Origin of the sequence: Streptomyces sp. HUAS TT11, from assembly GCF_051553595.1 — a bacterium.
GTDB lineage: Bacteria > Actinomycetota > Actinomycetes > Streptomycetales > Streptomycetaceae > Streptomyces.
The window spans coordinates 5,522,565-5,548,142 of the sequence record NZ_CP196184.1 but is presented as its reverse complement, the minus strand read 5'-3'; the positions used below and the strand labels follow the sequence as shown (position 1 = coordinate 5,548,142).

Genomic DNA, 25,578 nt, shown 5'->3' with positions numbered 1-25,578 from the left:
ATGACCGGTTTTTGTAGTATTAACTAACCTTTGGTGGCAGTTGACGGCGTATCTGCGCACATGCCGCGTACGGACGGCCTACTATCCGGGCTTGATGAGTGCCTTGAAGAGTGCCACGTGGTCCCGAACGACCGTAGCCGCGCCGCTTTCGCCGCCCCTCGTGAAGAGGATCGGCAAGAAGCATCGGCTGCTTCTCCTCGGCGCCGGGTGGCTCACCACCCGCGCCCTGATGCTGTGGCTGCTCACCCACGACCAGTACCCCCCGCTCGGCCGGGGCGGGGTCGCCAGAGAGGTGTGGAAGCTGTACTTCCACTGGTACGGCGTCCTGCGGCACGGCGCGTTCCCGTCGGGCGACCAGCTGTGGCAGTACCCGCCCGGAGCGGGTGCGGTGCTGCTCTCGCCCGCGCTCGTACCGGGCCTGACGTACTTTCAGGCCTTTGTGGTCCTCACGCTGGTCACGGACGCCGTGATCGTGCTCGCCCTCACGCGCGCGGGCACCCGCCCGGGCCGTACGCTGCTCGGCGCCGCCGTGTGGACGGCGGGCCTGCCGCTGCTGCTGCACATCCCGCTCGCCCGGTACGACGTCCAGGTCACCGCCTTCGCGGTGATCTCCCTGCTGGCGGTGTCACGCCACCCGCGCGCGGCCGGCGTCTTCGCCGCTCTCGGCGCCCTGGTGAAGGTGTGGCCGGCGCTGGCCCTGATCGGCACGCCGCGGGGCCGTACGACCCGGCAGGCGTGGACCGCCGCCCTGCTCACCGTGGTGACACTGCTCGCCGTCGTCGAGGCCCTCTTCCGCAACCCGTTCGACTTCCTGCGCCAGCAGGGCGGCCGGGGTGTGCAGATCGAGTCGCTGGGCGGCACCGTCCTGATGTTCGCGCGCCGGGCCGGCTGGCCGGGTCGCACCCGCTACCAGTACGGGGCCGTGGAGTTCGTGGGCCCGCACGTGCACCTCGTCGCCGTCGGCTCGCTCGCGCTGACCGGGGCCGCCTTCGCCCTCCTGCTCCTGTGGCGGCTGCGGAACCGCCGCTGGACGCCCGCGACCCCCTATGACGCGGCTCTCACCGCCGTCCTGCTCTTCACCGTGACGAGCCGGGTGATCAGCCCGCAGTACATGATCTGGCTGGTCGGCCTGGCCGCCGTCTGCCTGACGTCGCGTCACACCACCCAGCGGCCGGTGGCCGCGCTCCTGCTGGCGGCCACCGCCGTGAGCGCCGTCGAGTACCCCGCGTGCTACGGGGAGGTCATCAACACCACCTGGACGGGCTGCATGCTCATGCTCGTGCGCAACGGGCTGCTGACGACCGCCGCCGTCGTGTCCCTCGTCCGCCTGTGGCGTTCCGGACACCCCCTCGCGGAACGGCCGGAACCGGACGCGTCGTCCTGGAACTCCGACCGGATTCCTGCATACTTCCGCACAGGTGGAGAATTGCCTCTTAACCGATGATTACCAGGCATCCCTAATGTTTCGGCTCGTGGAATCGATGCACCCTCACGATGCACAGGTCAGCGTCGTCGTCATCGGGTACGACGACGCCACTCATGTGACGGACGCGGTGCGTTCCGCCCTCGCCCAGGGCGGTTGCGTCCGCGAGGTGATCGCGGTCGACGACGCGTCGACCGACGGCAGCCCCGAACTGCTGGACGCCCTTGCGGCCGAGCACCCGCGCCTGAGGGTCGTCCGCAGAACGGTCAACAGCGGCGGCTGCGGCACCCCGCGCAACGACGGGATCGACGCGGCCACCGCCCCGTACCTGATGTTCCTGGACAGCGACGACCTGCTGCCGCCCGGCGCGGTGGACGCACTGCTGATGGCGGCCGTCGCGCACGGATCCCCGCTCGCCGCGGGGCTCTGTGTGCGCCGCGAACTGCCCTCCGGCCGCGAGACGCCCTGGCAACCGGAGCTGTACGAGCGTCCGGCGCTGGTCTCCCGCCCCGCCAAGCGCCCCCGTCTGACCTACGACACGCTGTGCGTCAACAAGCTGTACCGGACCGACTTCCTGCGCGAGCACGGCATCCGCTTCCCCGAAGGCCGCTTCCCCTACGAGGACTTCGTGTTCGGCGCGCGTGTCCTGGCCGCCGGCCCCAGCGTGGCCCTGGTCCCGGACCGGGTCTACATCTGGCACGTCCGGCGCTCGGCCCGGCGTCTGTCCATCTCCCTGGACCGCGCCGACATCGAGAACTGGAAGGCGCGCACGGAGGCGAACCGGCAGGCGCACGAGATCCTGCTGGGCGCCGGCGAGAAGCGGCTCGCGCGCGCGGCACGCACCACCTTCCTCGACCGCGGACTGCGTCTGTACGCCCGGGAACTCCCGCTCCGCGACGCCGAGTACCGGGACGAGTGGTGGAGGCTCACCCGCGCGTATCTGTCGGCCTTCGACGCGGCGGACCTCGCCCAGGCCTCCGTGCCGGGCAGGGTCGTCGCCCAGGTGGTGCTCGCCGCCGGGCGACCGCGTGACCTGCAGCGGCTCAAGGAGCTGGCGGCCCGCCCCGCGCGGCTCACCCCGCCGTACGCGAGCACCCGGGACGGCACCCCGGTCTGGTCGGAGGATCTGCCCCAGGTCCAGTTGGAGCACCTGCTGTACCGCCCCGTGCGGCACCTGCCGATCGCCGTCGACGCGGAACTGCGCCCCCGGGTGCGGGCCACCCTGCTGCGACTGCGCCTGCACGAGCTGTACGGGCGGGTGGAGAACGCCCGACCGGGCAGGGTGGACGTGGAGTTCGTCCGCCGGGAGGACGGTACCCGGGTGGGGCCTTCGCATCCTGCCGCCCTGCGGCGCGATGCGGACTCGGCCGGCTGGACGGCCGAGACGCCCGTGCACCTGGCGGCACTCGGCACCGGCACCTGGGACCTCTCGCTGACGCTCCGCTTCGACGACGGCACGAGCCGCGCCACCACGCCCCGCGCCCTCACCGGGCCCGGTCTGCTGCGCCGGCGCGTGTTGCCGAACCCCGGGTGCGGCGTACTGCTGGTGCAGCCGTACGCGACGCACTCGGGGGCCCTGGCCCTGCGGGTGGCGTGCGGGGTGCGCGAAGCGGCGTCCGTTCTGGGCCGCAGGCTGCGGCGCCTGCTTCACTGGACGTGAACGCATCGACACGGTGGGCCAACTGACGAGGGGACGGCCGCACATGACCTGGCTGATCACCGGCGGCGCCGGTTACATCGGAGCGCACGTCGTCCGCGCGATGACCGAGGCGGGCGAACGGACCGTGGTCTACGACGACCTGTCCACGGGCCTCGTCGAACGTGTGCCCGCCGAGGTTCCGCTGGTGGTGGCGTCCACACTGGACGCCGAGTCGCTGCGCCGCGCCCTGACGGACCACGCGGTGACCGGGGTCGTCCACCTGGCGGCGAAGAAACAGGTGGGCGAGTCGATGGAACTCCCCCTGCACTACTACCGCGAGAACGTGGAGGGCCTGCGCGTCCTGCTGGAAGCGGTGACGGGGGCCGGCGTTCCCTCGTTCGTGTTCTCCTCCTCCGCGGCCGTGTACGGGATGCCGGACGTCAACCTGGTGACGGAGGAGACACCGTGCCTGCCGATGTCGCCCTACGGGGAGACGAAGCTCGTCGGCGAATGGCTGGTGCGCGCCACGGCCCGGGCGACGGGCCTGTCCACGGCGTGCCTGCGCTACTTCAACGTGGCGGGGGCGGCCGCACCGGAACTGGCCGACGTCGGTGTCTTCAACCTGATCCCGATGGTCTTCGAGAAGCTGACGGAGAACGCGCCCCCGCGCATCTTCGGCGACGACTACCCCACACCGGACGGCACCTGCGTGCGGGACTACATCCATGTGGTCGACCTCGCCGAGGCCCATGTCGCCGCGGCCCGCGCCCTGCGGACCTCGCCCGGCGCCGACCTCACCCTCAACATCGGCCGCGGGGAGGGCGTGTCGGTCCGCGAGATGGTCGACCGGATCAACGCGATCACCGGCTACGGCACTCCGCCGACGGTCACCCCCCGCCGCCCCGGCGACCCGGCCCGGGTCGTCGCCTCGGCCGACCGCATCGCCCACGCACTGGGCTGGACGGCCAAGCACGACGTGGAGGACATGATCACCTCCGCGTGGGAGGCGTGGGTACGCAGACATCCGGGGGCGGCCCGGGCATAGGGCCCGGACGGCCGCCGCCCTCAGGTCGTCGCCTCCGTGCGCTGCGGAAGGCGCGGGAACACGACCCCGGTCAGTTCCTCCGAGACCGTCCACAGGCGGCGGGCCGACTCCGGGTCACTGGCCGCGTGGGAGCGGCCGACCAGGGTCGGCGCGCCGCGCATCTCCCCGAGACCGTCGGGTCCCACATAGCTCGCGCCCGGCAGATCCCGGGTCGCCGCGTACAAGGTGGGCAGCGCGCCCGACTTGTTGTCCTGGGCGAGCACGCGGTTGCCGATCCGCATGGCGACCCGGCGCACCGCGCTGGCGTCGTGGCCCTGGAGGTTGGTCGCGGCCCAGCCCGGATGCGCGGCGAGGGCCCGCAGCGGTGAACCCGCCTCGGCCAGGCGGCGTTGGAGTTCCAGTGTGAACAGCAGATTGGCGAGCTTGGACTGGCCGTACGCCACCATCGGCGCGTATTCACCGGTCAGGTTCAGATTGTCGAAGTGGATGTGCATACCGGCCGGCAGTCGGTGCGCGCCGGAGGAGACGGTGACCACACGATCGGTGATGTGCGGCAGCAACAGGTTGGTCAGGGCGAAGTGCCCGAGGTGGTTGGTGCCGAGCTGCATCTCGAAGCCGTCCTTGGTGGAGGCCTCGGGGATGTTCATGACGCCGGCGTTGTTGACCAGCAGATCGAGGTCCCCCTGCCAGCCCGCGGCGAACTCCCGTACGGAGGAGAGATCGGCGAGGTCGAGGCGGCGCACCTCGACGCTGCCCTTCGCGCCGCGCACGGTCGCGGCGGCGGCCTCGCCGCGCCGCACGTCCCGTACGGCGAGCACCACATGAGCGCCCGCGTGGGCCAGTGCGTCGACGGCGGCGAGTCCGATACCGCTGTTGGCGCCGGTGACCACGGCGGTGCGGCCGCTCTGATCGATGATGTCGGAGATGTTCCATTTACGTGATGTCTGAGCCATGGCTTCAATGTAGGCGTCGCCAACAATGCTGTCAATGACAACAATGGTGTCGCTGCCCACAATGTAGGCGTCGATCACATTCCGGATACACTGCCTTCATGCAGACCCGCCGTCGTTACCACCACGGAGACCTCCGCGCCGCACTCCTCGCCGGTGCGGAGGAGACGCTCCGGGAGAAGGGACCCGCCGCGCTGTCCCTCCGGGAACTCGCGCGCGACCTGGGAGTCAGCCACGCCGCCCCGAGCCGCCACTTCAAGGACAAGCAGGCACTGCTGGACGCCCTGGCACTCGTCGGCTTCGACCGGATCACACAGTCGATGACGGCGGCCCTGGAGGCGGCAGGCGAGTCGTTCGCCGACCGGCTGGCGGCGGGAGCCCGCTCCTATGTGGACTTCGCCGTCGCCAACGCCGAGCTGCTCGACCTCATGTACTCGATCAAGCACACCCCCGAGGCGTCCGAGGAACTGGGCGCGGCCTCCCAGCAGTGGACCGAGCAGATGTTGAGCCTGATCGTCGAGGGTCAGCGTCGCGGAGAGGTGCGCGAGGGCCCTCTGGAGCGCGTGGGCATCGGGGTCTTCTCCACCCTCCACGGCTATGCCACGCTCGCCGCCAGCGACTCCCTGCCGGAAGAGATGCGCGGAGAGGACCTGGACGAACTGGTGGCGTACATCCTGCGGGGCTGCGCCCCGGAGGCGTGAGCGCACGCGCGTCACCCGTACGCTTCGCCGATGACCGACTCCCCCGGCCCCGCGCCCCGCTCCCGCACCCTGCGCGCGATCGGCGCGGTCGTCGGCTCCGCCGTCGGCGACGCACTCGGCGCGCCCTTCGAGTTCGGCCCCGAGGGCGCGTTCTCGGCACGCTTCCCGGCAGCGGACCAGGGCGCCGGGATGTGCGGGGGCGGCGGCTGGGAGCCCGGCGAGGCGACCGACGACACACAGATGGCGGTGCTCGTCGGGGAGTCGCTGCTGGAGCACGGCGGACTCGAGCTCCCGGACGTGTTCGCCCGGTTCCGGCGCTGGGCGGCGGCCGGCCCCAAGGACATCGGCCTGGCGACCGAGGCCGTTCTCACCGGCGGTGACCCCTGGGACCTGGCGGCGGCACTGCACTTCCGGACGAGCGGGCGGGCAACGGTGCGCTGATGCGTGCGTCGACCTCGGCCGTGTACTTCGCGCCGCACGGCCGGGAAGCCACGATGGACGCCGCCCGCCGGATCGCGGCGCTCACCCACGGGGACCGGGCGGCCTGGGAGGGCACGGCGATCTTCCACGAGCTCATCCGCGTGGCGCTCACCGGAGAGGACCCGCTCGAGGCGCTTTCGGAGACCCTGGGCGCCGTCCATCCGCGCCACCGCGCCCGCTACGCGCAGGTTCTGGCCCCCGACTGGCATCCGGACCTGGCGACGGAGTTCAACGGCGCGGTCTGGCCATGCCTGGGCTCGGCCGTCTGGGCCCTGCGGACCACCACGTCGTACGAGGACGCCGTACGCGCCGCGGTCGACCTCGGCGGCGACACGGACACGGTCGCGGCGGTGACAGGAGGTCTGGCCGGAGCCGTCCACGGCCCGGACGCGATCCCGGTCCGCTGGACGCAGCCGCTGCACGTACCGCTGCCGGGCTTCGGCGACCGTGTGCTGAGCGCGCCGGAACTCGCGCGGCCGGCGGGGAGGCTCGCGTCCCCGCGAGGCGAGGCCGGCTGAATCGTGGTGGAGCGACCGCTGTCACGTGTCGCATCTCACCGGCCGGTTGTGCGACGGGACGCCGCTTCGGGCCGCCGTCGGCGCGGCGGCCGACCGGGCCGAGGTACCGCCGGACACGCCGACGCCCTCACAGCGCCTTGAGCGCCCCCGCGGTGGCCCGGGCCAGTCCCGCCAGGTACCCCTTGGGCAGTTTCGGGCCCCGCACCACGACCGCTCGCCAGTACAGCGGGCCCGAGATCAGGTCGAGGGCCAGGTCCACGTCGATGCCGTCGCTGATCTCACCGCGAGCGGCGGCCGCGGCGACGACACCGCTCGCGACGCTCTGCTGGCCCTCGCGCAGCGCCTTCTGCATGGCCTCCGCGATGTCCGGATTACGGGCAGCCTCCGCCTGGAGGTCCGGGATGATCTGGCCGGCCACCGGGTGGCGCAGGGCGCGGGACGTCACCTCGTACAGAAGTCTCAGGTCCCCCTCCAGGGACCCGGTGTCGGGCGCCGGCAGGCCCTGGACCGCCACCGCCGAGACCAGGTCGAGGACCAGGTGCAGCTTGGAGCGCCATCTGCGGTACACCGCCGTCTTGCCGACGCCCGCCCGGCGCGCGATGCCCTCGATGGACATTCGGGCGTAGCCGACCGCCGCGAGTTCCTCGAAGACGGCTGCGCGAATGGCCTCCGTCACGTCCTCGCGGAGGACGGCCGCGCCCGCTGGGGCCCGGCGGCGCCGTTTCACCTGGGAAGTGCCGGCGTTCGTGGTCATGCCGACCAGCATAGGGCGTGACGACGATACGGTTGCGTTCCGACGTCAGATCGGCTTAGGCTCGCGATGCGACGATACGGTCCCGTCCCGACGCAAAGAGCAGTCGTCCGAACCCCCAAGAGCTGTACAAGACCCTAGAGCAGAGCAAGACCCCGGCAAGAAAACGTGAGAAATGCCGGAAAGCGGAGTCACCGGGGTCGATCCGACGGAAGACTGCGGACCGGTTCGCGCACCCGACCCCCCGAGCGAAAGCAGCGGATGTGAGCCAGGTCCTCGACACACCGCCCCCCACGGCCACCGAATCGGCCGAGACCCCGGCGCAGCTCGCCGCACGGCACGGCCTCTCGGTCAGCGGTGCCCGTCCCTCCCTGCCGGAGTACGTCCGCCAGCTGTGGGCGCGGCGGCACTTCATCTCGGCGTTCGCCACCGCCAAACTGACCTCCCAGTACGCCCAGGCGAAGCTCGGCCAGGTCTGGCAGGTCATGACCCCGCTGCTCAACGCCGCGGTGTACTACTTCATCTTCGGTGTTCTGCTGCACACCAAGAAGGGCGTGCCGGACTACATCCCGTTCCTGGTCACGGGCGTGTTCATCTGGACGTTCACATCGAGCTCGATCCTGACCGGCACCCGTGCGATCTCCGGCAACCTCGGGCTGGTCCGGGCCCTGCACTTCCCGCGAGCCTCGCTGCCCATCTCGTTCTGCCTCCAGCAGCTCCAGCAGCTGCTGTTCTCCATGGCCGCCCTGCTCGTGATCCTGCTCTTCTTCGGCGTGCCGGTCGCCGCCTCCTGGCTGCTGGCGATCCCGGCCCTGATCCTGCAGTTCACCTTCAACGCCGGCATCTCGATGATCATGGCCCGGTTGGGCGCCAAGACCCCGGACATCGCCCAGCTGATGCCGTTCGTGCTGCGCACCTGGATGTACATCTCCGGCGTCATGTGGAGCATCGACAAGCTGACCGATCAGCAGAGCGGTCTGCCGAGCTGGGTGGCCCCGGTACTCAAGGCCAACCCGGCCGCCGTCTACATCGACCTGATGCGCTTCGCCCTCATCGACAGCTTCCACGCGAACCAGCTGCCGCCCCACGTATGGGTGATCGCGACGGGCTGGGCCCTGCTCGCCGGTGTCGGCGGCTTCATCTACTTCTGGAAGGCTGAGGAGACGTACGGCCGTGGCTAACCCGAACAGCGACGAGCGCATCCCCACCGTCATCTGCGACGGCGTCGACATCGTCTACCGCGTCAACGGAACCGGGGCCGGCCGTGGCTCCGCCACCGCCGCGCTCAACCGCATGCTGCGCCGCAAGACGGCAGAGAAGGCCGCAGGCGTGCGCCGCGTGCACGCCGTCAAGAACGTCTCCTTCACCGCCTACAAGGGCGAGGCCATCGGCCTGATCGGCACGAACGGGTCCGGCAAGTCGACCCTGCTCAAGGCCGTGGCCGGGCTGCTCCCGGTGGAGAACGGCGCCATCTACACCGATGGCCAGCCCTCCCTTCTCGGCGTCAACGCGGCCCTGATGGGCGACCTGACGGGCGAGAAGAACGTCTACCTCGGCGGCCTCGCCATGGGCATGTCCCGTGAGGAGATCAAGGAGCGCTACCAGGACATCGTCGACTTCTCCGGCATCAACGACAAGGGCGATTTCATCACCCTCCCCATGCGGACCTACTCCTCCGGCATGGGCGCCCGGCTGCGGTTCTCCATCGCCGCCGCCAAGGACCACGACGTCCTCCTCATCGACGAGGCCCTGGCCACCGGTGACGCGTCCTTCCGCAAGCGGTCCGAGAAGCGCATCCGCGAACTGCGCCAGCAAGCCGGCACGGTGTTCCTGGTCAGCCACAGCAACGCGTCCATCCGCGACACCTGCGAGCGGGTGCTGTGGCTGGAGCGCGGTGTGCTGCGCATGGACGGGCCGACCGAGGAGGTCCTCCAGGAGTACGAGGCGTTCACGGAGGGCGGCGCCAAGCCCAAGCCCGCGAAGAAGCCCAGTCCGCAGAAGAAGGAACCGGCGGCCGCGGAAGCGCCTCGTTCCTCCTGAGGCACGACAGCGTGCCAGGTCCCCGGCGCGACGGTGCGCCGGGGGCGCCCCAAGGGCGGGAAGGCCGGGTGCGACGAGCGCTGGGCGTCGTGAACTCCTCGACGCCCACGGCGCCCGGCCGGTCTCCGGGACCGAGGCGGTCCTCGCCTCCCTCGGCGACCGGGCCGGAGGCGGAGCGCCCCGCGGGTCCGGGGCCCCCGGTGGTGGCACTGCCGCTTCCCGCAGGACGAGTGACGGCGCGGCGCCCACGTGGCGGGTGCCGCCCGCACCTGCTGCACTTCGTGCACGCAGGGGACCGGCGGCGGGTGCCGCGCGAGCCGCCCCTCAGCGCACCACCTCGTACAGCACCTGTCCCCCCGGCCCCGCGGCCACCCGCCGCAGCGCCCGGTCCCCCGCCGGCAGTCCGCCGTCCGACGGCCCCTGCACCACCCAACGCGCGCCGTAGGACCGCAGTGCACGAAGACGCGCGTTCCGCGGCACGCCCCCTCCGAAGTACGTCCCCGCGGCCGACACCCGCCGCCCCTCGTCCGGCAGGAAGAAGTCCGGATACCCCGGAGCCACGGTGTACGCGCCGTACGCGGGAATCTGCCGCGCGGGATAGGTCTTCGCCATCACCACGTCCCCGTACCGCACCCATGGCGTGATCCAGTGGTACCCCGCCCACGGCACCCGGTACTTCGCCGCGACCGGCCCGGGCAGCGCGCTGCGCCCCACCACATAGCCCACGGTCTGCGCCTGCGTCCACGCCCCGGCGGCCAGCGCGGCGGCCAGCACACCGGCCGCCGCCTTCCGCGGTGTCCCGGATGCCGCCCCGGCCACCTCCACGGCCGCCGCGATCTGCGCGGGGATCAGCACCGCCGGGAGCGCCCGGCCCCAGGAGTAGTGCCCGCTCAGCCCGCCCGCCGCGAACACCGCCACCCCGAGCAGGAAGAACAGCGCCAGAGGGTCCCGCGGATCCCGCCGCGCCCGGACCGCCAGCGCCGCCACCCCGAGCAGCACGAGGCAGAAGCGTGCGAACAGATCCTGGTACAGCGCCCGGTGGATCGTCTCGAGGCCCCCCACGCGGAACAGGGCGAAGAAGTCGTAGTACGGCCACACCGCCAGGACCACGACCCCCAGCAGGATCCCGGCTCCGAGTCGCGGCAGGGCACGGCGGCCGGCTCGCGCCCCCACCGCCGTCGCCAGTGCGCCCAACGTCGCCACCACTCCGGTGAACTGATGGCTCAGCAGGATCACCACCCACAGCGCACCGAGCCCGAGGAAGACGGCCGGAGCGGCGGGTTCCCCCTTCAGTGCCCGTGCCAGCGCGGCCCAGAAGTGGAAGGTGAGCCCCAGCGCGAACACACTCGGGTAGGCCACCGTCAGCGCCAGCGAGTTGAGCCCGAGGAAGCCGCTCCATTTGAAGACCTGGGTGCCCCACAGGAACACCGTGCACAGCAGGGCGAGCGGCGGCGCGGCACTCCGGTCGCTCAGTGTGCGGACGTATCGCCACAGGCCCGTCACCAGCAGCGCCAGACCGATCAGCGCGCCGATGCGCAGCACGACCCAGACGGACAGTCCCGTGCAGCGCGCGACGACGCCGAGGAACACGGTCCACGGCGAGTAGTAGGGGCTCGGCGTGTTCTCGTCGACCAGCGGATTGCCCGGGTCGAGGAGCCGGTGCCGCAGCCGTTCCACGGTCGCGGCGTGCATGCCGAGGTCGCCGTCCCACGGCAGCCGGACGATCACGAGCAGCATCAGTACGACGATCAGGCCGGCAACCGCCCACAGTGCGGCCCGAGTCGGTCCGCGCCGCGCACCGGTGTGGACGCCTGCGTCCCGGGGGCGCTTCGGTCCCTCACGCCCCGTGCCCGACCCGGTCGTCCCGGTCGTTCCTCCTGCCCCCTCGGCCCCGCCCGCCCCCTCGGACGAAAGGCTCATCGCGCTCCGGCGCCCTGCTTCGCCTCGTGCTGGAAGACCCACGTCCGGTACACCAGGAAGCGGAACGCCGACGCCAGCACGATCGACAGCGCCTTGGCGGCGTTGGAGCCCAGCGAACCGTTCATGCCCAGCCCGTGGTAGCCGATGTAGAACAGCAGGCTCTCCATCATCACGCCGATCCCGCTGAAGACGAAGAACAGCGCGATCTGCTGCCGGGTGCGCGAGGACCGGTCCCGGTAGGCGAAGAAGCGGAAGCCCAGGTAGTTGGTGCCCATCGCGACGACGCTCGCCATCACGGTGGCCGTCATCGGCGCCCAACTCACCGCATGAAGCAGCAAGTTGAAAACGAGGAAGTTGACCGCGACACCACTGCCGCCGACGACCCCGAACTTGGCCACCTCGACCGCGAGCCGCCGGACCCGGGCGAACGCCGGGACGGGGGCGGGTACGACGGTCTCGGCGACCGGGCGAGCGACCTGGGGTCGCTGCTCGGAGAGGTTCACTGTCACGGGTACGGGTCCTCCACACTCGTCCGGCGATCAGGCCAAACCCTAGCCCAAATGTCCCGTTTAGCAGGAAACGGTAAATTCAACGCCGGAATTGCCCAAGGTGTTGGCAAGAAAGCGGGGCCGGGAGGACGCGCCGGAGGAGGACGTCCGGACACGCGGACGGGGGCGCCCCAACACCGTTGGGGCGCCCCCGTCGTCGACCGGAGGACCGGCCGTACCGGGCCTAGCTGTGCGTCCGCAGCATCGTGCGCATCGTGCGCATCGCGACGGACAGATTCGCGAGATCGAAGGAGTCCGAGCCGGAGATCTCGTCGAGGGTGGTGCGCGCCCTCGCGAGGATCGCCGCGTTCTTCTCCTCCCAGGCCTTGAACCGCTGTTCCGGCGTGGAGCTGCCGTTGCCCACCGCCAGGACGTCGGAGGTCAGGCCGGCGTGGGCCGCGTACAGGTCCTCACGGATCGACGCGCGGGCCATGGACTGCCACCGGTCGGCGCGCGGCAGTTCGATGATGCGGTCCATGAGGCGGCTGATCCCCAGCCGGTCGGCGAGTTCGTAGTAGACCTCGGCGACGGCCATCGGGTCCTTGCCCGTGCGATCGGCCACCGAGACGATGTCGAGCGCCGGGAAGGCGGAGGAGAAACCGGCGACGCGCGTGGCGAGTTCGTCGGGGACCCCGGCGCTCGTCAGCTCGTCGTAGATCTTCTGCCACCACTCCAGGTCCGCCCCGCGCAGCAGCTTGGGCAGCTCCCTCCAGACCTGCTCGACACGCTCCGCGAAGAACTCGACCGTCTCGGCGAGTTGCAGCGGCTGCGGCCGGTTGTTGAGCAGCCAGCGTGTGCCGCGCTCGACCAGTCGGCGGGAGTGCAGCCGGATCCGGGTCTGGACGTCGGCGTCGACCTTGTTGTCGAGGTCCTCCACCGCGTCCCACAGCGCGCCGGAGTGGAAGATGGCCCGGGACGCGGTCTGCGCCCGAACGATCTCCTCGAGCGAGGCGCCGGTCTCCTCGCGCAGACGGTGCAGGAAGCTCGTACCGCCCGTGTTGACCGTGTCGTTGACCAACAGGGTCGTCACGATCTCACGGCTCAGCGCGTGGCCGTCGATCTGCTGCGGGAACCGCTCGCGCAGGGCCGTCGGGAAGTACGCGTGCAACAGGCTGCGCAGATAGGCGTCGTCGGGCAGCTGCGTCTCCAGCAGCTCCCTGGAGACCGTGATCTTCGTGTACGCCAGCAGGACGGCCGTCTCCGGGCCGGTCAGGCCCTGGCCGGAGTTGAGCCGCTCGCGGATCTGCCGGTCGCTCGGCATGAACTCCAGCGCCCGGTCGAGGTGACCCTCGCGCACCAGATGGCGGATGAACCGCTGCTGCGCGTTCAGCATGTCCTTCGACTGGAACAGGGCGTTGGCGATCGCCACGTTCTGCGCGTAGTTGTTGCGCAGCACCAGGGTGCCGACCTCGTCGGTCATCTCGGCGAGCAGCTGGTTGCGCTGCTTGACGGTGAGGTCGCCGTTGGCCACGACCGCGTTGAGCAGGATCTTGATGTTCACCTCGTGGTCGGAGGTGTCCACGCCCGCGCTGTTGTCGATGGCGTCCGTGTTGATCTTTCCGCCCTGCTGGGCGAACTCGATCCGGCCGAGCTGGGTCAGACCCAGGTTGCCGCCCTCGCCGACCACCTTGACCTGGAGATCGCGTCCGTCCACACGGATGGCGTCGTTGGCCTTGTCGCCGACGTCCGCGTTCGACTCCGCGGAGGACTTGACGTACGTGCCGATGCCGCCGTTCCACAGCAGGTCGACCGGCGCCTTCAGGATGGCCCGCATCAGGTCGGCCGGGGTCATCTTGGCGACGCGGCCGTCGATGCCCAGGACCTCGCGGATGTGCGCGTTGATCGGGATCGCCTTGGCCGAGCGCGGGAACACCCCGCCGCCGGACGACAGCAGTTCGGTGTTGTAGTCGGCCCACGAGGAGCGCGGCAGCTCGAACAGCCGGCGGCGCTCGGCGTACGCGGTCTCCGCGTCCGGGTTCGGGTCGATGAAGATGTGCCGGTGGTCGAAGGCGGCGACCAGGCGGATGTGCTCGGACAGCAGCATGCCGTTGCCGAACACGTCACCGGACATGTCGCCGATGCCCACGACCGTGAAGTCCTCGGTCTGGGTGTCGACGCCCAGCTCGCGGAAGTGCCGCTTCACGGACTCCCAGGCGCCGCGGGCGGTGATGCCCATCTTCTTGTGGTCGTAGCCCGCCGAGCCGCCGGAGGCGAAGGCGTCGCCCAGCCAGAAGCCGTACTTCTCCGCGACCTCGTTGGCGATGTCCGAGAACGTCGCCGTGCCCTTGTCCGCGGCGACCACGAGGTAGGTGTCGTCCGAGTCGTGCCGGACCACGTCCGCGGGCGGCACGATCTCGCCGGCCACCATGTTGTCGGTGATGTCGAGCAGCGCCGAGATGAACGTCCGGTAGCTGCGGATGCCCTCCGCGAGCCAGGCGTCACGGTCCACGGCCGGGTCGGGCAGCTGCTTGGCGACGAACCCGCCCTTGGCGCCCACCGGCACGATGACGGTGTTCTTCACCATCTGCGCCTTGACCAGGCCGAGGATCTCGGTGCGGAAGTCCTCACGCCGGTCGGACCAGCGCAGACCACCGCGCGCGACCTTGCCGAAGCGCAGGTGCACGCCCTCGACACGCGGCGAGTACACCCAGATCTCGTACGCCGGACGCGGCGCCGGAAGGTCCGGGATGGCCTGCGGGTCGAACTTCATGGAGATGTAGTCGTGCGGCTTGCCGCCCCTGGCCTCCTGGAAGAAGTTGGTGCGCAGGGTCGCCTTGATCAGCGTGAGGAAGGAGCGCAGGATGCGGTCCTCGTCCAGCGAGGCGACCTGGTCCAGAGCGGCGTCCAGCTCCTCCAGCAGGGCGTCGGTCAGCTCCACCCCGGCGCGCTGCCGCTCCGGCGACATCCGCGCCTCGAAGAGGGAGATCAGCAGCCGGGTGGTGTGGACGTTGTTGCGGAGGGTGTCCTCCATGTAGTCCTGGCTGAAGGTCGAACCGGCCTGGCGCAGGTACTTGGCGTACGCGCGCAGCACCATCGCCTGGCGCCAGGTGAGCCCGGCGCTCAGCACCAGGGCGTTGAAGCCGTCGTTCTCCGCCTGCCCGGTCCAGGTGGCGGAGAAGGCGTCCTGGAACCGCTCACGGGCGTCGTCGCCGAGGATCTCGCCGTTGTCGGTGAGCGAGGTGGGCAGCCGGAGGCCGAAATCGTAGATCCACGCGATCGTGCGGTCCGCGCAGCGCAGCTCGTACGGGCGCTCGTCGATGACCTCCACGCCGAGCCGGTTGAGGACCGGCAGCACGGCGGACAGGGAGACCGCCTCGCCCTTGCGGTAGATCTTGAAACGGCGCTCGCCCGGACCGACGCCCACCGGCTCGTACAGGCTGAGAGCGAACTTCCTGCCGCCCTCCTCCGTGGTCAGCTGCTCCAGATGCACGAGGTCGGCGACCGCGGCGCGCGGCGTGTGGTCGGCCTTGTACCCCTCGGGGAAGGCGCCCGCGTAACGGCGCTGCAGCTCGGCCGCGCGCTCCTCGCCGAGTTCGGCGTTCAGCGCCTCGGTGAAGGCATCACTCCAGGAGCGGGCCGCCTCGACCAGGCGGGCCTCGATGCGCTCCTTGTCGGCGTCGGACAGCTCCGGCAGCTCCGTGCCCTGCGGGACGCGGACCACGAAGTGCAGCCGGGAGAGGATCGATTCGGTGTTCCAGGCCGTGAAGTCGACGCTGGTGCCGCCGAGCTCCTCCTTGAGGATGTCGATGATCCGCAGTCGGACGCCGGTGGTGTAGCGGTCGCGCGGAAGGTAGACAAGGGCCGAGTAGTAGCGCCCGTACTCGTCCTGACGCAGGTACAGCCGCAGCCGGCGGCGCTCCTGGAGGTAGAGGACGGAGGTGGCGATGGAGCGCAGCTCGTCGGTCGGGGTCTGGAACAGCTCGTCGCGCGGGTAGGTCTCCAGGATCTGGAGCAGGTCGCGGCCGTCGTGGCTGTTGGGTGAGAACCCGGCGCCCCGGAGCACCTCTTCGACCTTGCGCCGGATGACCGGCACACGGCGCACGGACTCGGTGTAGGCGGCGGACGAGAACAGGCCGAGGAAGCGGCGCTCGCCGACCACGTTGCCCTGCTCGTCGAACTTCTTCACGCCGACGTAGTCGAGGTACGACGGCCGGTGCACGGTGGCGCGGCTGTTGGCCTTCGTGAGGACCAGCAGCTTGTGCTCGCGGGCCTTGGCACGGGCGTCGGCGGGCAGCCGCTCGAAGGACGGGCTCACCGGGTGCTGGTCGTCGCCGGCGTGGCTCGGGTCCGATCGCAGTATGCCGAGTCCGGTGCCGGGCACCGCGGCCAGCACGTCGTCCTCGCGCAGCTCGTACTCGCGGTAGCCGAGGAAGGTGAAGTGGTCGGCGGCCAGCCAGCGCAGCAGCTCGCCGGCCTCCTCCAGCTCCGCCACCGGCAGGTCCGTGGGCACGGCCTCCTTCTGGAGCCCCTCGGCGATGCGCAGCGCGCACTCGCGCATCTTCTCCCAGTCCTCGACGGCCTCGCGGACGTCGGACAGGACACGCATCAGATCCGCGGTGATCTGCTTCAGGTCGGCGCGGTCGGTCTCCCGGTCGATCTCGACGTGGATCCACGACTCGATGTGCGCGTCGTGCGGCAGCTCGCCACCGGCCGCGTCGGGCAGCACCTCGAGGAGCTTGCCGGTCAGGTCGCGGCGAACGACGAACTGGGGGTGGATGACGACGTGGATTCCGCGCCCCTGCCGCGACAGCTCGTTGGTGACGGAGTCGACCAGGAAGGGCATGTCGTCGGTGACGACCTCGACGACGGAGTGGCTGCAGGTCCAGCCGTTCTCCTCCACGGTCGGGGTGTGCACCCGCACGCTGGCCGTGCCCTGCGGTCGCGTCTCGGCCAGTCTGTAGTGCGAGATCGCGGCTCCGAAGACATCGACCGGGTCACGGTCGGCGAGGTCCTCCGGGGCGGTGTGCAGGTAGTAGCGCTGGAGGAACGCGAGCACGGTGTCCCGGTCCGGGGTGCCCTCGCCCGTCGTCCCAGTCGGTAGGTGCCCCCCGACCGGGCTGTTCTCAGCTACCCGGGCGGCCCTCTCGAGCAGCTCGGCCTTGGCTTCGTCCAGCTTGGTCTGCATTGTCCTCTGGCTCCTGTCGCGCGCCGTTGCGTGACGTAGAAGGAAATACGGTCTCTTCTCCGACGTAACGCCGCGACGCGGGGTGTCCGGTCTGGTTCGACGCTATGCCGCACGGAGAGAAAGGTGGGGGTTTATCGGCCAATTCCGGCGCCCTCGGCGACTGTGACGCTCGTCTCGGCGCACTGGGCGCCTCTCGCGTCCCCGGCGCTCCGGCAGCCGTACCGGGCGCCTGCGGCGCCCTTTCCGACCGGCCCCGCCTGCCAGGATCAGCGACCGCCGCCCGGTCACGGATGTCGTCCGTGCTCACCGGGCGCAGGGCAGGGACGACGACGTCCCCGCGATGTATCGCGCTGATCACGCCACCAGGCTATCGCTCATCACGGGGGGCACGTCATGAGCCGTATGTGTACAAAACAGGGGGTCGAACTTTGACGTTCTGCACAGGGGCGCAGGGAGCGCTGCCGTGCAGTCCCGTCGGTGCGAGCATGGCTGTACGAACAGCGAGCACGTCTGTACGAGTGGTACGAGGCCCCTTGGCAAGCACCCTCGACCTCGGGCACGTTGCCAGAAGCACCCGACGGAGCCGTCCGCACGACCGAGGGGAGCACGGCGAACATGACGCAGAAGATCCTGATCGTCACCGGCGACGCGGCAGAATCACTGGAAGTCCTGTATCCCTACCAGCGCCTGCGCGAGGAGGGGTACGAGGTCCATATCGCGGCCCCCACCCGCAAGACCCTCCGCTTCGTCGTCCACGACTTCGAACCCGGGTTCGACACGTACACCGAGAAGCCCGGCTACACCTGGCCCGCGGACCTCGCCTTCTCCGAGGTCGACCCCGGTGCATACGCCGCCATCGTCATCCCCGGCGGCCGCGCCCCGGAGTACCTGCGCAACGACCCCGAGCTCCGCAAGATCCTCAAGTCGTTCTTCGACACCGACAAGCCGGTGGCCCAGATCTGCCACGGCCCCCTGCTCACGGCCGCGGTCGACGCCCTGCGCGGACGGCGCGTCACGGCCTATCCCGCGCTGGAGCTGGACATGCAGGCGGCGGGCGCCACCTTCCAGGACGCCGAGGCGGTCGTCGACGGCACGCTCGTGTCCTCGAGGGCCTGGCCCGACCACTCCAGCTGGATGCGCGAGTTCCTGACGGTCCTGCGCGCCAAGGCGCCGGTGACCTGACTCCGGGCGGTGCGGCGTCTTCGGACGCCGCACCCGCTCACGCCGCCAGCCGCTCGGCCTCCGCGACCGCCTCCGCCAGTGTGTCCACCACCGGGACGCCGACCTCCTCCAGGCTGGCACGGCTGTGCGAGCCCCCGGTGTACAGGACGGCCTGCGCTCCGACGTGCAAGGCCGCGACCGCGTCGTCCGCGGCATCCCCGATGATCACCGTGCGCGCCGGCTCCACGCCGTCCAGAGCCGTCAGATGCCGGACCATGTGATCGGCCTTGCTGCCCCCGGAGGGCCCGGTCCGTCCGTCCACCCGCAGGAAGTGCGTCTCGATGCCGAAGCCTCTGACCAGCGGGACGAGCTCGTCGTGCCCGTACATGCTCAGAAGCGACTGGCTGCGGCCCGCCGACCGCCATCCCGCGAGCAGATCCGCGGCGCCCTCGGTCAGCCCGCACCGGACCCGGTGCAGCGTGTAGTACCGGTGGAAGACGGCGTCCATGACCTCCCACTCGGCGTTCGTCGGCAGGCGCCCCATCAGCCGCTCGTAGAACTTCGGCACCGGCACGCAGTACAGCGTCCGGTACTTCTCCAGCGTGATCGGCTCCAGGCCGAGTTCCGCGAAGGCCGCGTTCGTCGCCCCGATGATCGCGTCATTGTCGTGGAACAGCGTGCCGTTCCAGTCCCAGACGATGTGCGCGCTTACGTACGTCCCCATGCCCGAAAACGTACCCGGCCCCGGTGACAATCACGTGCCGACAGGCGCCGGGGCGGACAGGGCACGGAGGGAAAACGCCAGGTCAGATGCCCGGGCCGAGCAGTTGGGGAATCTCCTGCGTCGCGTACCAGAGCAGTTCGTGGTCCTCGGCGCCGTCCACGACGAACTGCGCGTCGTCGTCGCCGCCGTCCGCCGCCTCCAGCGCCTCGGCCGCCGCGGTCAGGTCCGTCTCCGCGTCGTCCGCGTCGGCGTGCACCGCGGCCGCCTTGCCGAGCGGCACGGGTCCCGCGACCCGCACCTCGCCGAGGGCCGCCGGGTCCAGCGCGCGGTCGGCATCTGCGGCCGCGGCACCGTCGGGTACGTCGACCGCGACGACCACCCGGCGCCGCGGCGCCCCCGGGTCGGCCGCGAGCAGCCGCAGCGAGGCCAGCGCTGCCCGGTTGAGCGCGGCGTACTCCAGTTCCTCGATGTCGTCGGAGAGGTACCACTCGCGCAGGGCGGGCGTGACGGCGTAGGCCGCCGTCTGTCCCGCGCCCAGCTCACCCGTCTTGTACGCCTCGGCGAGACCGTGGAGGGTCAGGGGGACGTAGACGCGCATGGCGAGCCGCTTTCGTAGTCGGAGAGGGCGGCCGGAGGGCTTGTGCGAGGACCCTGTGGAGATCGCCCGCGCGCCTCCGGCGGGTCACCCCAGGATACGTGCGGGTGTCCCCCATCGGGTCTCGGCCGCAGCCTTCCCGAACGTCAACCGGGGTGCCCGTGGATCACCCGGTGCGCCCCAGCGGTTCCAAGGATTCCCGCCCTGCTGCTCATCCTGATAGGTGAACCCGCGGGCGGTCCCGGCGCGCTCCCGTCCTCCTTGCGGACGGGGTCCTCCACCTCGTACAAGATCCCCACCAAGAAGTTACCGACCGGTATCCGCCGGTCCCGCGAAACGGGGATTCCCAGATGAACAAGGTGATGACCAGGAACAAGCCGACGACCGGGGCCAGGCGGCACCCGGGCGGCCGTCCACCGGTCCGGCACGACACCCGCCGACCGGGCCCCGCACCTCGCCGCTCCGCACCGGGCCGCGGCACGTCCCGTACGGCGTCCGCTCCCGCCGCGCCGGACCCGTCCGGCCCGGTCGTGCCCCAGCCCCGCCCGACCGACCTCTTCGCCGACCGTCTGGTGTCCGTGCTGAGCGGCCGGCGGCCGGTGCACAGCATGCTCCGCCACACGGCCGGCCGGGCCTACGACGAACTGGCGTGGCTCGCCGAACGCGGCCCGCTGCGCACCCACGGCAGCCACCCGGTCGTCCGCGACATCGGCTACTACGTCCCGCGCCCGGGCGCCATCGAGGCGTTCGCCCGCATCGGCGCGGGCGGCAGCCTGCGCGCCATGGCGTTCCGCCTGGAGTGCGGTCCCGACCAGCGCTGGCGCTGCACGGCGGTGGAACTGGGCGGGCCGCGGATGCCACGGGCGGACGGCGACTGACAGCAACGACACGAGGGGCCGGGCACCCTCGGGTGCCCGGCCCCTCACCACGGCCGTGTCGCCGGCGGCAGCGTCACTTCCTGCGGCGCCGTCCGCCCTTCGCCTGCTTGCGGCGCTCCGCGCGCGTGAGGCCGTCCGCCTCCGAGCGCACCGGCTCGTCGTCGCCGACGAAGTCGCCCTCGATGACACCGCCCTCGCCGTCCACGGTCGGCGCGGAAAAGTGCAGCCGCTCGCGGCGCTGGGGGGCGTCGAGGCCCTTGGCACGGATCTCCGGGCGGGCGGCCTGTGCCGCCACCGCCTCTTCCTTCTCCAGGGACGGCTTGGCGTCCTCGACGGGGACCTCCTCGACCTGCTGCTCGACCTGGACCTCCAGGTTGAACAGGTAGCCGACGGACTCCTCCTTGATGCCCTCCATCATCGCGGTGAACATGTCGAAGCCCTCGCGCTGGTACTCGACCAGCGGGTCCTTCTGCGCCATGGCGCGCAGGCCGATGCCCTCCTGGAGGTAGTCCATCTCGTAGAGGTGCTCGCGCCACTTGCGGTCCAGGACCGACAGCACGACCCGGCGCTCCAGCTCACGCATGATCTCGGAGCCGAGCTGAGCCTCACGCTGCTCGTACTGTTCGTGGATGTCGTCCTTGATGGACTCGGCCACGAACTCGGCGGTCAGCCCGGCCCGGTCGCCGGCGGCCTCCTCGAGCTCGTCGACGGTGACCCGCACCGGGTAGAGCTGCTTGAAGGCGCCCCACAGCCGGTCCAGGTCCCACTCCTCGGAGAAGCCCTCGGCGGTCTCGGCGGCCACGTAGGCGTCGATCGTGTCGTCCATGAAGTGCTGGATCTGCTCCTGCAGGTCCTCGCCCTCCAGGACGCGGCGCCGCTCGCCGTAGATGACCTCGCGCTGCCGGTTGAGGACCTCGTCGTACTTGAGGACGTTCTTCCGGGTCTCGAAGTTCTGCTGCTCGACCTGCGACTGGGCCGACGCGATCGCGCGCGTGACCATCTTGTTCTCGATCGGCACGTCGTCCGGCACATTGGCCATCGCCATGACGCGCTCAACCATCTGGGCCTTGAACAGGCGCATCAGGTCGTCGCCCAGGGAGAGGTAGAAGCGGGACTCGCCGGGGTCGCCCTGACGTCCGCTGCGACCGCGCAGCTGGTTGTCGATACGGCGCGACTCGTGCCGCTCGGTGCCCAGCACGTACAGCCCGCCGAGCTCCTCGACCTCGTCCTTCTCGGCCTTGACCGCGAGCTCGGCCCGCTCCAGGGCGGTGGGCAGGGCCGAGGCCCACTCCTCGATGTGCTCCTCGGGGTCGAGCCCGCGCTGGCGCAGCTCGGCCTCGGCGAGGTCCTCGGGGTTGCCGCCGAGCTTGATGTCCGTACCGCGGCCGGCCATGTTGGTGGCCACGGTGACGGCACCCTTGCGGCCCGCCTGGGCGACGATGATGGCCTCGCGGTCGTGCTGCTTCGCGTTGAGCACCTCGTGCTGGATACCGCGCTTGGCGAGCTGCTGCGAGAGGTACTCGGACTTCTCTACCGAGGTGGTGCCGACGAGGATCGGCTGGCCCTTCTCGTGCTTCTCGGCGATGTCGTCGACGACCGCCTCGAACTTGGCCACCTCGGTGCGGTAGATCAGGTCCGACTGGTCATTGCGGATCATCGGCTTGTTGGTCGGGATCGGGACCACGCCGAGCTTGTAGATCTGGTGGAACTCGGCGGCCTCGGTCATCGCCGTACCGGTCATGCCGGAGAGCTTGTTGTAGAGGCGGAAGAAGTTCTGGAGGGTGATCGTGGCGAGCGTCTGGTTCTCGTCCTTGATGTCCACCCCTTCCTTCGCCTCGATCGCCTGGTGCATGCCCTCGTTGTAGCGGCGGCCGGCGAGGATACGGCCGGTGTGCTCGTCGACGATCATGACTTCGCCGTCGATGACGACGTAGTCCTTGTCGCGCTTGAAGAGCTCCTTGGCCTTGATCGCGTTGTTGAGGTAGCCCACCAGCGGGGTGTTCACCGACTCGTAGAGGTTGTCGATGCCCAGCCAGTCCTCGACCTTGCTGACGCCGGACTCGTGGATGGCGACCGTGCGCTTCTTCTCGTCGACGTCGTAGTCGCCGGTCTCCTCGGCGCCCTTCAGCGGGTTGCCCGCCTCGCCCCTCTTCAGGCGCGTGACCAGCTTGGCGAAGTCGCCGTACCACTTGGTGGCCTGGTCGGCCGGGCCGGAGATGATCAGCGGCGTACGGGCCTCGTCGACCAGGATGGAGTCGACCTCGTCGACGATCGCGAAGTTGTGACCGCGCTGGACGAGCTCGTCCTGGGCCCAGGCCATGTTGTCGCGCAGGTAGTCGAAGCCGAACTCGTTGTTCGTGCCGTAGGTGATGTCGTAGCCGTACTGCTCACGGCGCTGGGCCGGCGTCATGTTGGCGAGGATGCAGCCGACGCTCAGACCGAGGAACTTGTGGACGCGACCCATCATCTCGGAGTCGCGCTCGGCGAGGTAGTCGTTGACCGTGACGATGTGGACGCCGTCTCCGGACAGGGCGTTCAGGTACGCGGGCAGGGTGCCGACGAGCGTCTTGCCCTCACCGGTCTTCATCTCCGCGACGTAGCCGAGGTGGAGCGCGGCGCCGCCCATCATCTGCACGTCGTAGTGACGCTGGCCGAGGACGCGCTTGGCCGCTTCACGGACGGTCGCGAACGCCTCGGGCAGCAGGTCGTCGAGGCTTTCGCCGTCGGCGTACCGCTGCTTGTACTCATCGGTGAGGGCCCGCAGCTCGGCGTCGGAGAGGTCGACGAAGTCCTCTTCGATGGAGTTGACCTGGTCCGCGATGCGGTGCAGCTTGCGCAGGATCTTGCCTTCGCCTGCACGCATGATCTTCGAGAGGACGGACACGGGGGTTTGTCTCCTTGCCGGTCGGGCCTGGGACGGTCGGTTACGTAGGACAGCTTGAGCAACGGCCATCGTAAGCGAGGACCCCACCGCGCCGGGAGGTCTGCCGGTGACAGCCACTAGGACAACGGACGGGCGTTGCGGAAGGTGCCGAGTCCGTGCCACGAAAAGTAACCGTCCATTCACGCAGTGACGAGCCCGCGGGCACAACGGCGTGGCGGGACCGGGCAGCGGATGCCGGGGCGACGGCGACCGGGTGTGAAAAATCATGGCGTCGCGGCGGGGGGCCGAGCAGAATCGGGCGATGGACCCCGTCACCCTGACCACCGAACGTCTCCTGTTGCGCACCGTGGGTGCGCAGGACACGGACGCGGTGTACGCGGCCGCGCAGGATCCGGACATCCAGCGCTGGACCACGATCCCGTCGCCGTATCTGCGTGAGCACGCGGAAGGGTTCGTCGGGCAGATGGCGCCCGACGGCTGGGCCGACGCCTCGATGTTCACCTTCGGCGTGTTCCTTCCCGCGGGGACCCTGGTGGGCATGCTCGGCCTCACGATGCGTTCACTGGGCGTCGCCGAGGTGGGCTTCTGGACGGCGAAGGAGCACCGGGGAAACGGCTACATCACGGAGGCCACGCTCGGCGCGTCGCGCTGGGCCTTCATCCGCCTGTCGGTGGACCGCGTGGAATGGCGCGCGGAGGTGGGCAACGCCGGCTCCCGGGCGGTCGCGGAACGCGCGGGCTTCACCGTCGAGGGCGTCCTGCGCTCCGCGATCAACAACAAGGGGGTGCGCCGGGACTGCTGGGTGGGCTCACTGCTGCCCTCGGACCTGGGACTGCCCTCGACGGCCCCCTATCTGCCGGCCCCCTCCCGGACGCCCTAGCGGGCCGTCGTCCCGTCGGCCTGTTCAGGACAAAAGACCAGCTCAGGCCGCTTTGTCAGTGCCGGGCCTTACCGTGTGACCATGCCGAGTCTTCCGCGTCCCGTCACCGAACTGACCGCCGACGAAGCCCGCCGCATCTTCCTGCGCGCCCAGGGCTTCCTCGGCGCCCCCGACCGCAGGGCCGGGGTCCGCGGCGTGCTCCGCCGCCTCGGCGCGGTCCAGCTCGACACCATCTCCGTCCTCGCCCGGTCCCACGAGCTGATCCCGTACGCCCGCCTGGGCGCCATAGGCCGCAAGACGGTGGACTCGGCGTACTGGACACCCGCGTCCGACGGCGCGTCCGCACCCCGGCCCCATGCGTTCGAGTACTGGTCCCACGCCGCGTGCGTCCTCCCGATCGAGGAGTGGCCCCACTTCGCCTTCCGCCGCCGCGCCTACCGCTCCCGCCCGCACTGGAACCACAGCCTCCCGGACGGTGTCTACGACCAGGTCATCAAGCAGTTGCGCAGCGAAGGCCCGCTGACAGCCACCGACTTGGGCGGCGCCAAGAGGACCAGCGAATGGTGGGACTGGTCCGGCACCAAGGTCGCGGTGGAGCGCGCGCTGATGTACGGCGAGGTGGTGTGCGTCGAGCGGCGCGGCTGGAAGCGGGTGTACGACCTCGCCGAGCGCGCCGTCCCCGAGCGGCTGCTGCACGACGAGTTGGACGACGCCGAGTGCCTGCGCCGTCTCGTCCGCCTGGCCGGCCAGTCCCTCGGCGTCGGTACGCGCGCAGACATCGCGGACTACCACCGCCTCAAGGGCGAGCAGGTGGACGCGGTGATCGCGGACTCGGGTCTGGTCCCGGTGACGGTCGAGGGCTGGGGCAAGCCGGCCTGGGCGGACCCGGAGGCGCTGGCCGCCCCGCCACGCGGCCGACACCGGACGACGCTGCTGTCGCCCTTCGACTCCCTGGTCTGGGAGCGGGCACGCACGGAGCGCATCTTCGGCTTCACCCATCGCCTGGAGGCGTACGTGCCCAAACCGAAGCGGGTGTACGGCTACTTCGCGATGCCGGTCCTCGCCGGCGGTCGGCTGGTCGGCCGTGTGGACCCCGCGCGCGAGGGCCGCACGCTGGTCGCCAGGCAGGTCACGCTCGAGGACCCCAGGGCGGTTCCGGGTGTGGCCCAGGCCCTGCTCGAGGCGGCGACATGGGTGGACTGCACGGACGTACGCGTGGAGCGGGTGGACTCCCCGGCTCTGCGCGAGCCGCTGGTCCGGGAGCTGGCGCGTGCCGTGGGCTGACCCGCGGTAGCGGCGGATCGCCACGGACCCGT

18 protein-coding genes and 1 pseudogene are annotated in these 25,578 nt (G+C 70.6%); 11 read left to right on the top strand and 8 right to left on the bottom strand.

Annotated elements, in window-relative coordinates:
- The first annotated feature begins 229 nt into the window (after positions 1–229).
- The 3 genes from ACSHXN_RS24815 to galE are packed head-to-tail and all read left to right on the top strand — an operon-like array spanning position 230 to position 4,107.
- Positions 230–1,444, top strand: coding sequence for a glycosyltransferase family 87 protein (locus tag ACSHXN_RS24815; protein ID WP_355129359.1), 1,215 nt, complete (start codon positions 230–232; stop codon positions 1,442–1,444).
- A 37-nt stretch (positions 1,445–1,481) separates the two neighbouring features.
- Positions 1,482–3,083, top strand: coding sequence for a glycosyltransferase family 2 protein (locus tag ACSHXN_RS24810; protein ID WP_355128995.1), 1,602 nt, complete (start codon positions 1,482–1,484; stop codon positions 3,081–3,083).
- A 43-nt stretch (positions 3,084–3,126) separates the two neighbouring features.
- Positions 3,127–4,107 (top strand): UDP-glucose 4-epimerase GalE, encoded by a 981-nt coding sequence (gene galE / locus ACSHXN_RS24805; protein WP_355128993.1) that lies wholly within the window; start codon positions 3,127–3,129, stop codon positions 4,105–4,107.
- Positions 4,108–4,127: 20 nt separating this feature from the next.
- Here galE and ACSHXN_RS24800 read toward each other — a convergent pair whose 3' ends face one another.
- Positions 4,128–5,060: an oxidoreductase gene (locus tag ACSHXN_RS24800; protein WP_356114667.1), complete on the bottom strand. Its 933-nt coding sequence runs from the start codon at positions 5,058–5,060 to the stop codon at positions 4,128–4,130.
- A gap of 98 nt (positions 5,061–5,158) precedes the next feature.
- On the opposite strand from ACSHXN_RS24800, the gene ACSHXN_RS24795 reads away from it, so the two are divergent.
- Together ACSHXN_RS24795 and ACSHXN_RS24790 are read left to right on the top strand one after the other, a co-directional pair.
- Complete coding sequence (locus ACSHXN_RS24795) at positions 5,159–5,758, top strand: TetR/AcrR family transcriptional regulator (protein ID WP_356291781.1); 600 nt, start codon at positions 5,159–5,161, stop codon at positions 5,756–5,758.
- Positions 5,759–5,788: 30 nt separating this feature from the next.
- Positions 5,789–6,756 (top strand): annotated as a pseudogene (locus ACSHXN_RS24790) (ADP-ribosylglycohydrolase family protein).
- A gap of 127 nt (positions 6,757–6,883) precedes the next feature.
- On the opposite strand, the gene ACSHXN_RS24785 reads toward ACSHXN_RS24790, so the two are convergent.
- Positions 6,884–7,510 carry a TetR/AcrR family transcriptional regulator gene (locus ACSHXN_RS24785; protein WP_059127868.1) on the bottom strand — a complete coding sequence of 209 codons (627 nt, stop codon included), beginning with the start codon at positions 7,508–7,510 and terminating at the stop codon, positions 6,884–6,886.
- Between the two features lie 260 nt (positions 7,511–7,770).
- Between ACSHXN_RS24785 and ACSHXN_RS24780 the strand changes: the two genes are divergently transcribed.
- Both ACSHXN_RS24780 and ACSHXN_RS24775 read left to right on the top strand, forming a co-directional pair.
- Complete coding sequence (locus ACSHXN_RS24780; RefSeq protein ID WP_355128986.1) at positions 7,771–8,688, top strand: ABC transporter permease; 918 nt, start codon at positions 7,771–7,773, stop codon at positions 8,686–8,688.
- A complete protein-coding gene (locus ACSHXN_RS24775; RefSeq protein ID WP_356114669.1) occupies positions 8,681–9,547 on the top strand; it encodes an ABC transporter ATP-binding protein in 867 nt (288 codons plus the stop codon). Before ACSHXN_RS24780 ends, ACSHXN_RS24775 begins: the two co-directional genes overlap by 8 nt.
- A 324-nt stretch (positions 9,548–9,871) precedes the next feature.
- Here the strand turns inward: ACSHXN_RS24775 and ACSHXN_RS24770 are convergent, their stop codons facing one another.
- From ACSHXN_RS24770 to ACSHXN_RS24760, 3 genes are all read right to left on the bottom strand, one after another.
- Positions 9,872–11,284, bottom strand: coding sequence for a hypothetical protein (locus ACSHXN_RS24770; protein WP_438303714.1), 1,413 nt, complete (start codon positions 11,282–11,284; stop codon positions 9,872–9,874).
- A gap of 179 nt (positions 11,285–11,463) precedes the next feature.
- The gene (locus tag ACSHXN_RS24765) at positions 11,464–11,976 is read right to left on the bottom strand and encodes a GtrA family protein (RefSeq protein ID WP_355128982.1); all 513 of its coding nucleotides are present in this window, start codon (positions 11,974–11,976) and stop codon (positions 11,464–11,466) included.
- A 223-nt stretch (positions 11,977–12,199) separates the two neighbouring features.
- Positions 12,200–17,140: an NAD-glutamate dehydrogenase gene (locus ACSHXN_RS24760; RefSeq protein ID WP_355128980.1), complete on the bottom strand. Its 4,941-nt coding sequence runs from the start codon at positions 17,138–17,140 to the stop codon at positions 12,200–12,202.
- Between the two features lie 615 nt (positions 17,141–17,755).
- Between ACSHXN_RS24760 and ACSHXN_RS24755 the strand changes: the two genes are divergently transcribed.
- Entirely contained in the window at positions 17,756–18,322 is a 567-nt protein-coding gene (locus ACSHXN_RS24755) for a DJ-1/PfpI family protein (protein WP_355128978.1), read from the top strand.
- A 37-nt stretch (positions 18,323–18,359) separates the two neighbouring features.
- On the opposite strand, the gene ACSHXN_RS24750 is transcribed toward ACSHXN_RS24755, so the two are convergent.
- Positions 18,360–19,025, bottom strand: coding sequence for an HAD family hydrolase (locus tag ACSHXN_RS24750; RefSeq protein WP_356114672.1), 666 nt, complete (start codon positions 19,023–19,025; stop codon positions 18,360–18,362).
- A gap of 82 nt (positions 19,026–19,107) precedes the next feature.
- A complete protein-coding gene (locus ACSHXN_RS24745; RefSeq protein WP_438303712.1) occupies positions 19,108–19,623 on the bottom strand; it encodes a DUF6912 family protein in 516 nt (171 codons plus the stop codon).
- A 347-nt stretch (positions 19,624–19,970) separates the two neighbouring features.
- Between ACSHXN_RS24745 and ACSHXN_RS24740 the strand changes: the two genes are divergently transcribed.
- Positions 19,971–20,498: an Rv3235 family protein gene (locus ACSHXN_RS24740; protein WP_438303711.1), complete on the top strand. Its 528-nt coding sequence runs from the start codon at positions 19,971–19,973 to the stop codon at positions 20,496–20,498.
- A gap of 73 nt (positions 20,499–20,571) precedes the next feature.
- Here the strand turns inward: ACSHXN_RS24740 and secA are convergent, their stop codons facing one another.
- A complete protein-coding gene (gene secA, locus ACSHXN_RS24735; RefSeq protein ID WP_355128970.1) occupies positions 20,572–23,382 on the bottom strand; it encodes a preprotein translocase subunit SecA in 2,811 nt (936 codons plus the stop codon).
- Positions 23,383–23,683: 301 nt separating this feature from the next.
- Between secA and ACSHXN_RS24730 the strand changes: the two genes are divergently transcribed.
- Positions 23,684–24,262 (top strand): GNAT family N-acetyltransferase, encoded by a 579-nt coding sequence (locus ACSHXN_RS24730; protein WP_355128968.1) that lies wholly within the window; start codon positions 23,684–23,686, stop codon positions 24,260–24,262.
- An 81-nt stretch (positions 24,263–24,343) separates the two neighbouring features.
- Positions 24,344–25,546, top strand: a complete 1,203-nt coding sequence (locus tag ACSHXN_RS24725; protein ID WP_355128966.1) for a winged helix-turn-helix domain-containing protein — start codon at positions 24,344–24,346, stop codon at positions 25,544–25,546.
- Positions 25,547–25,578: the final 32 nt, after the last annotated feature.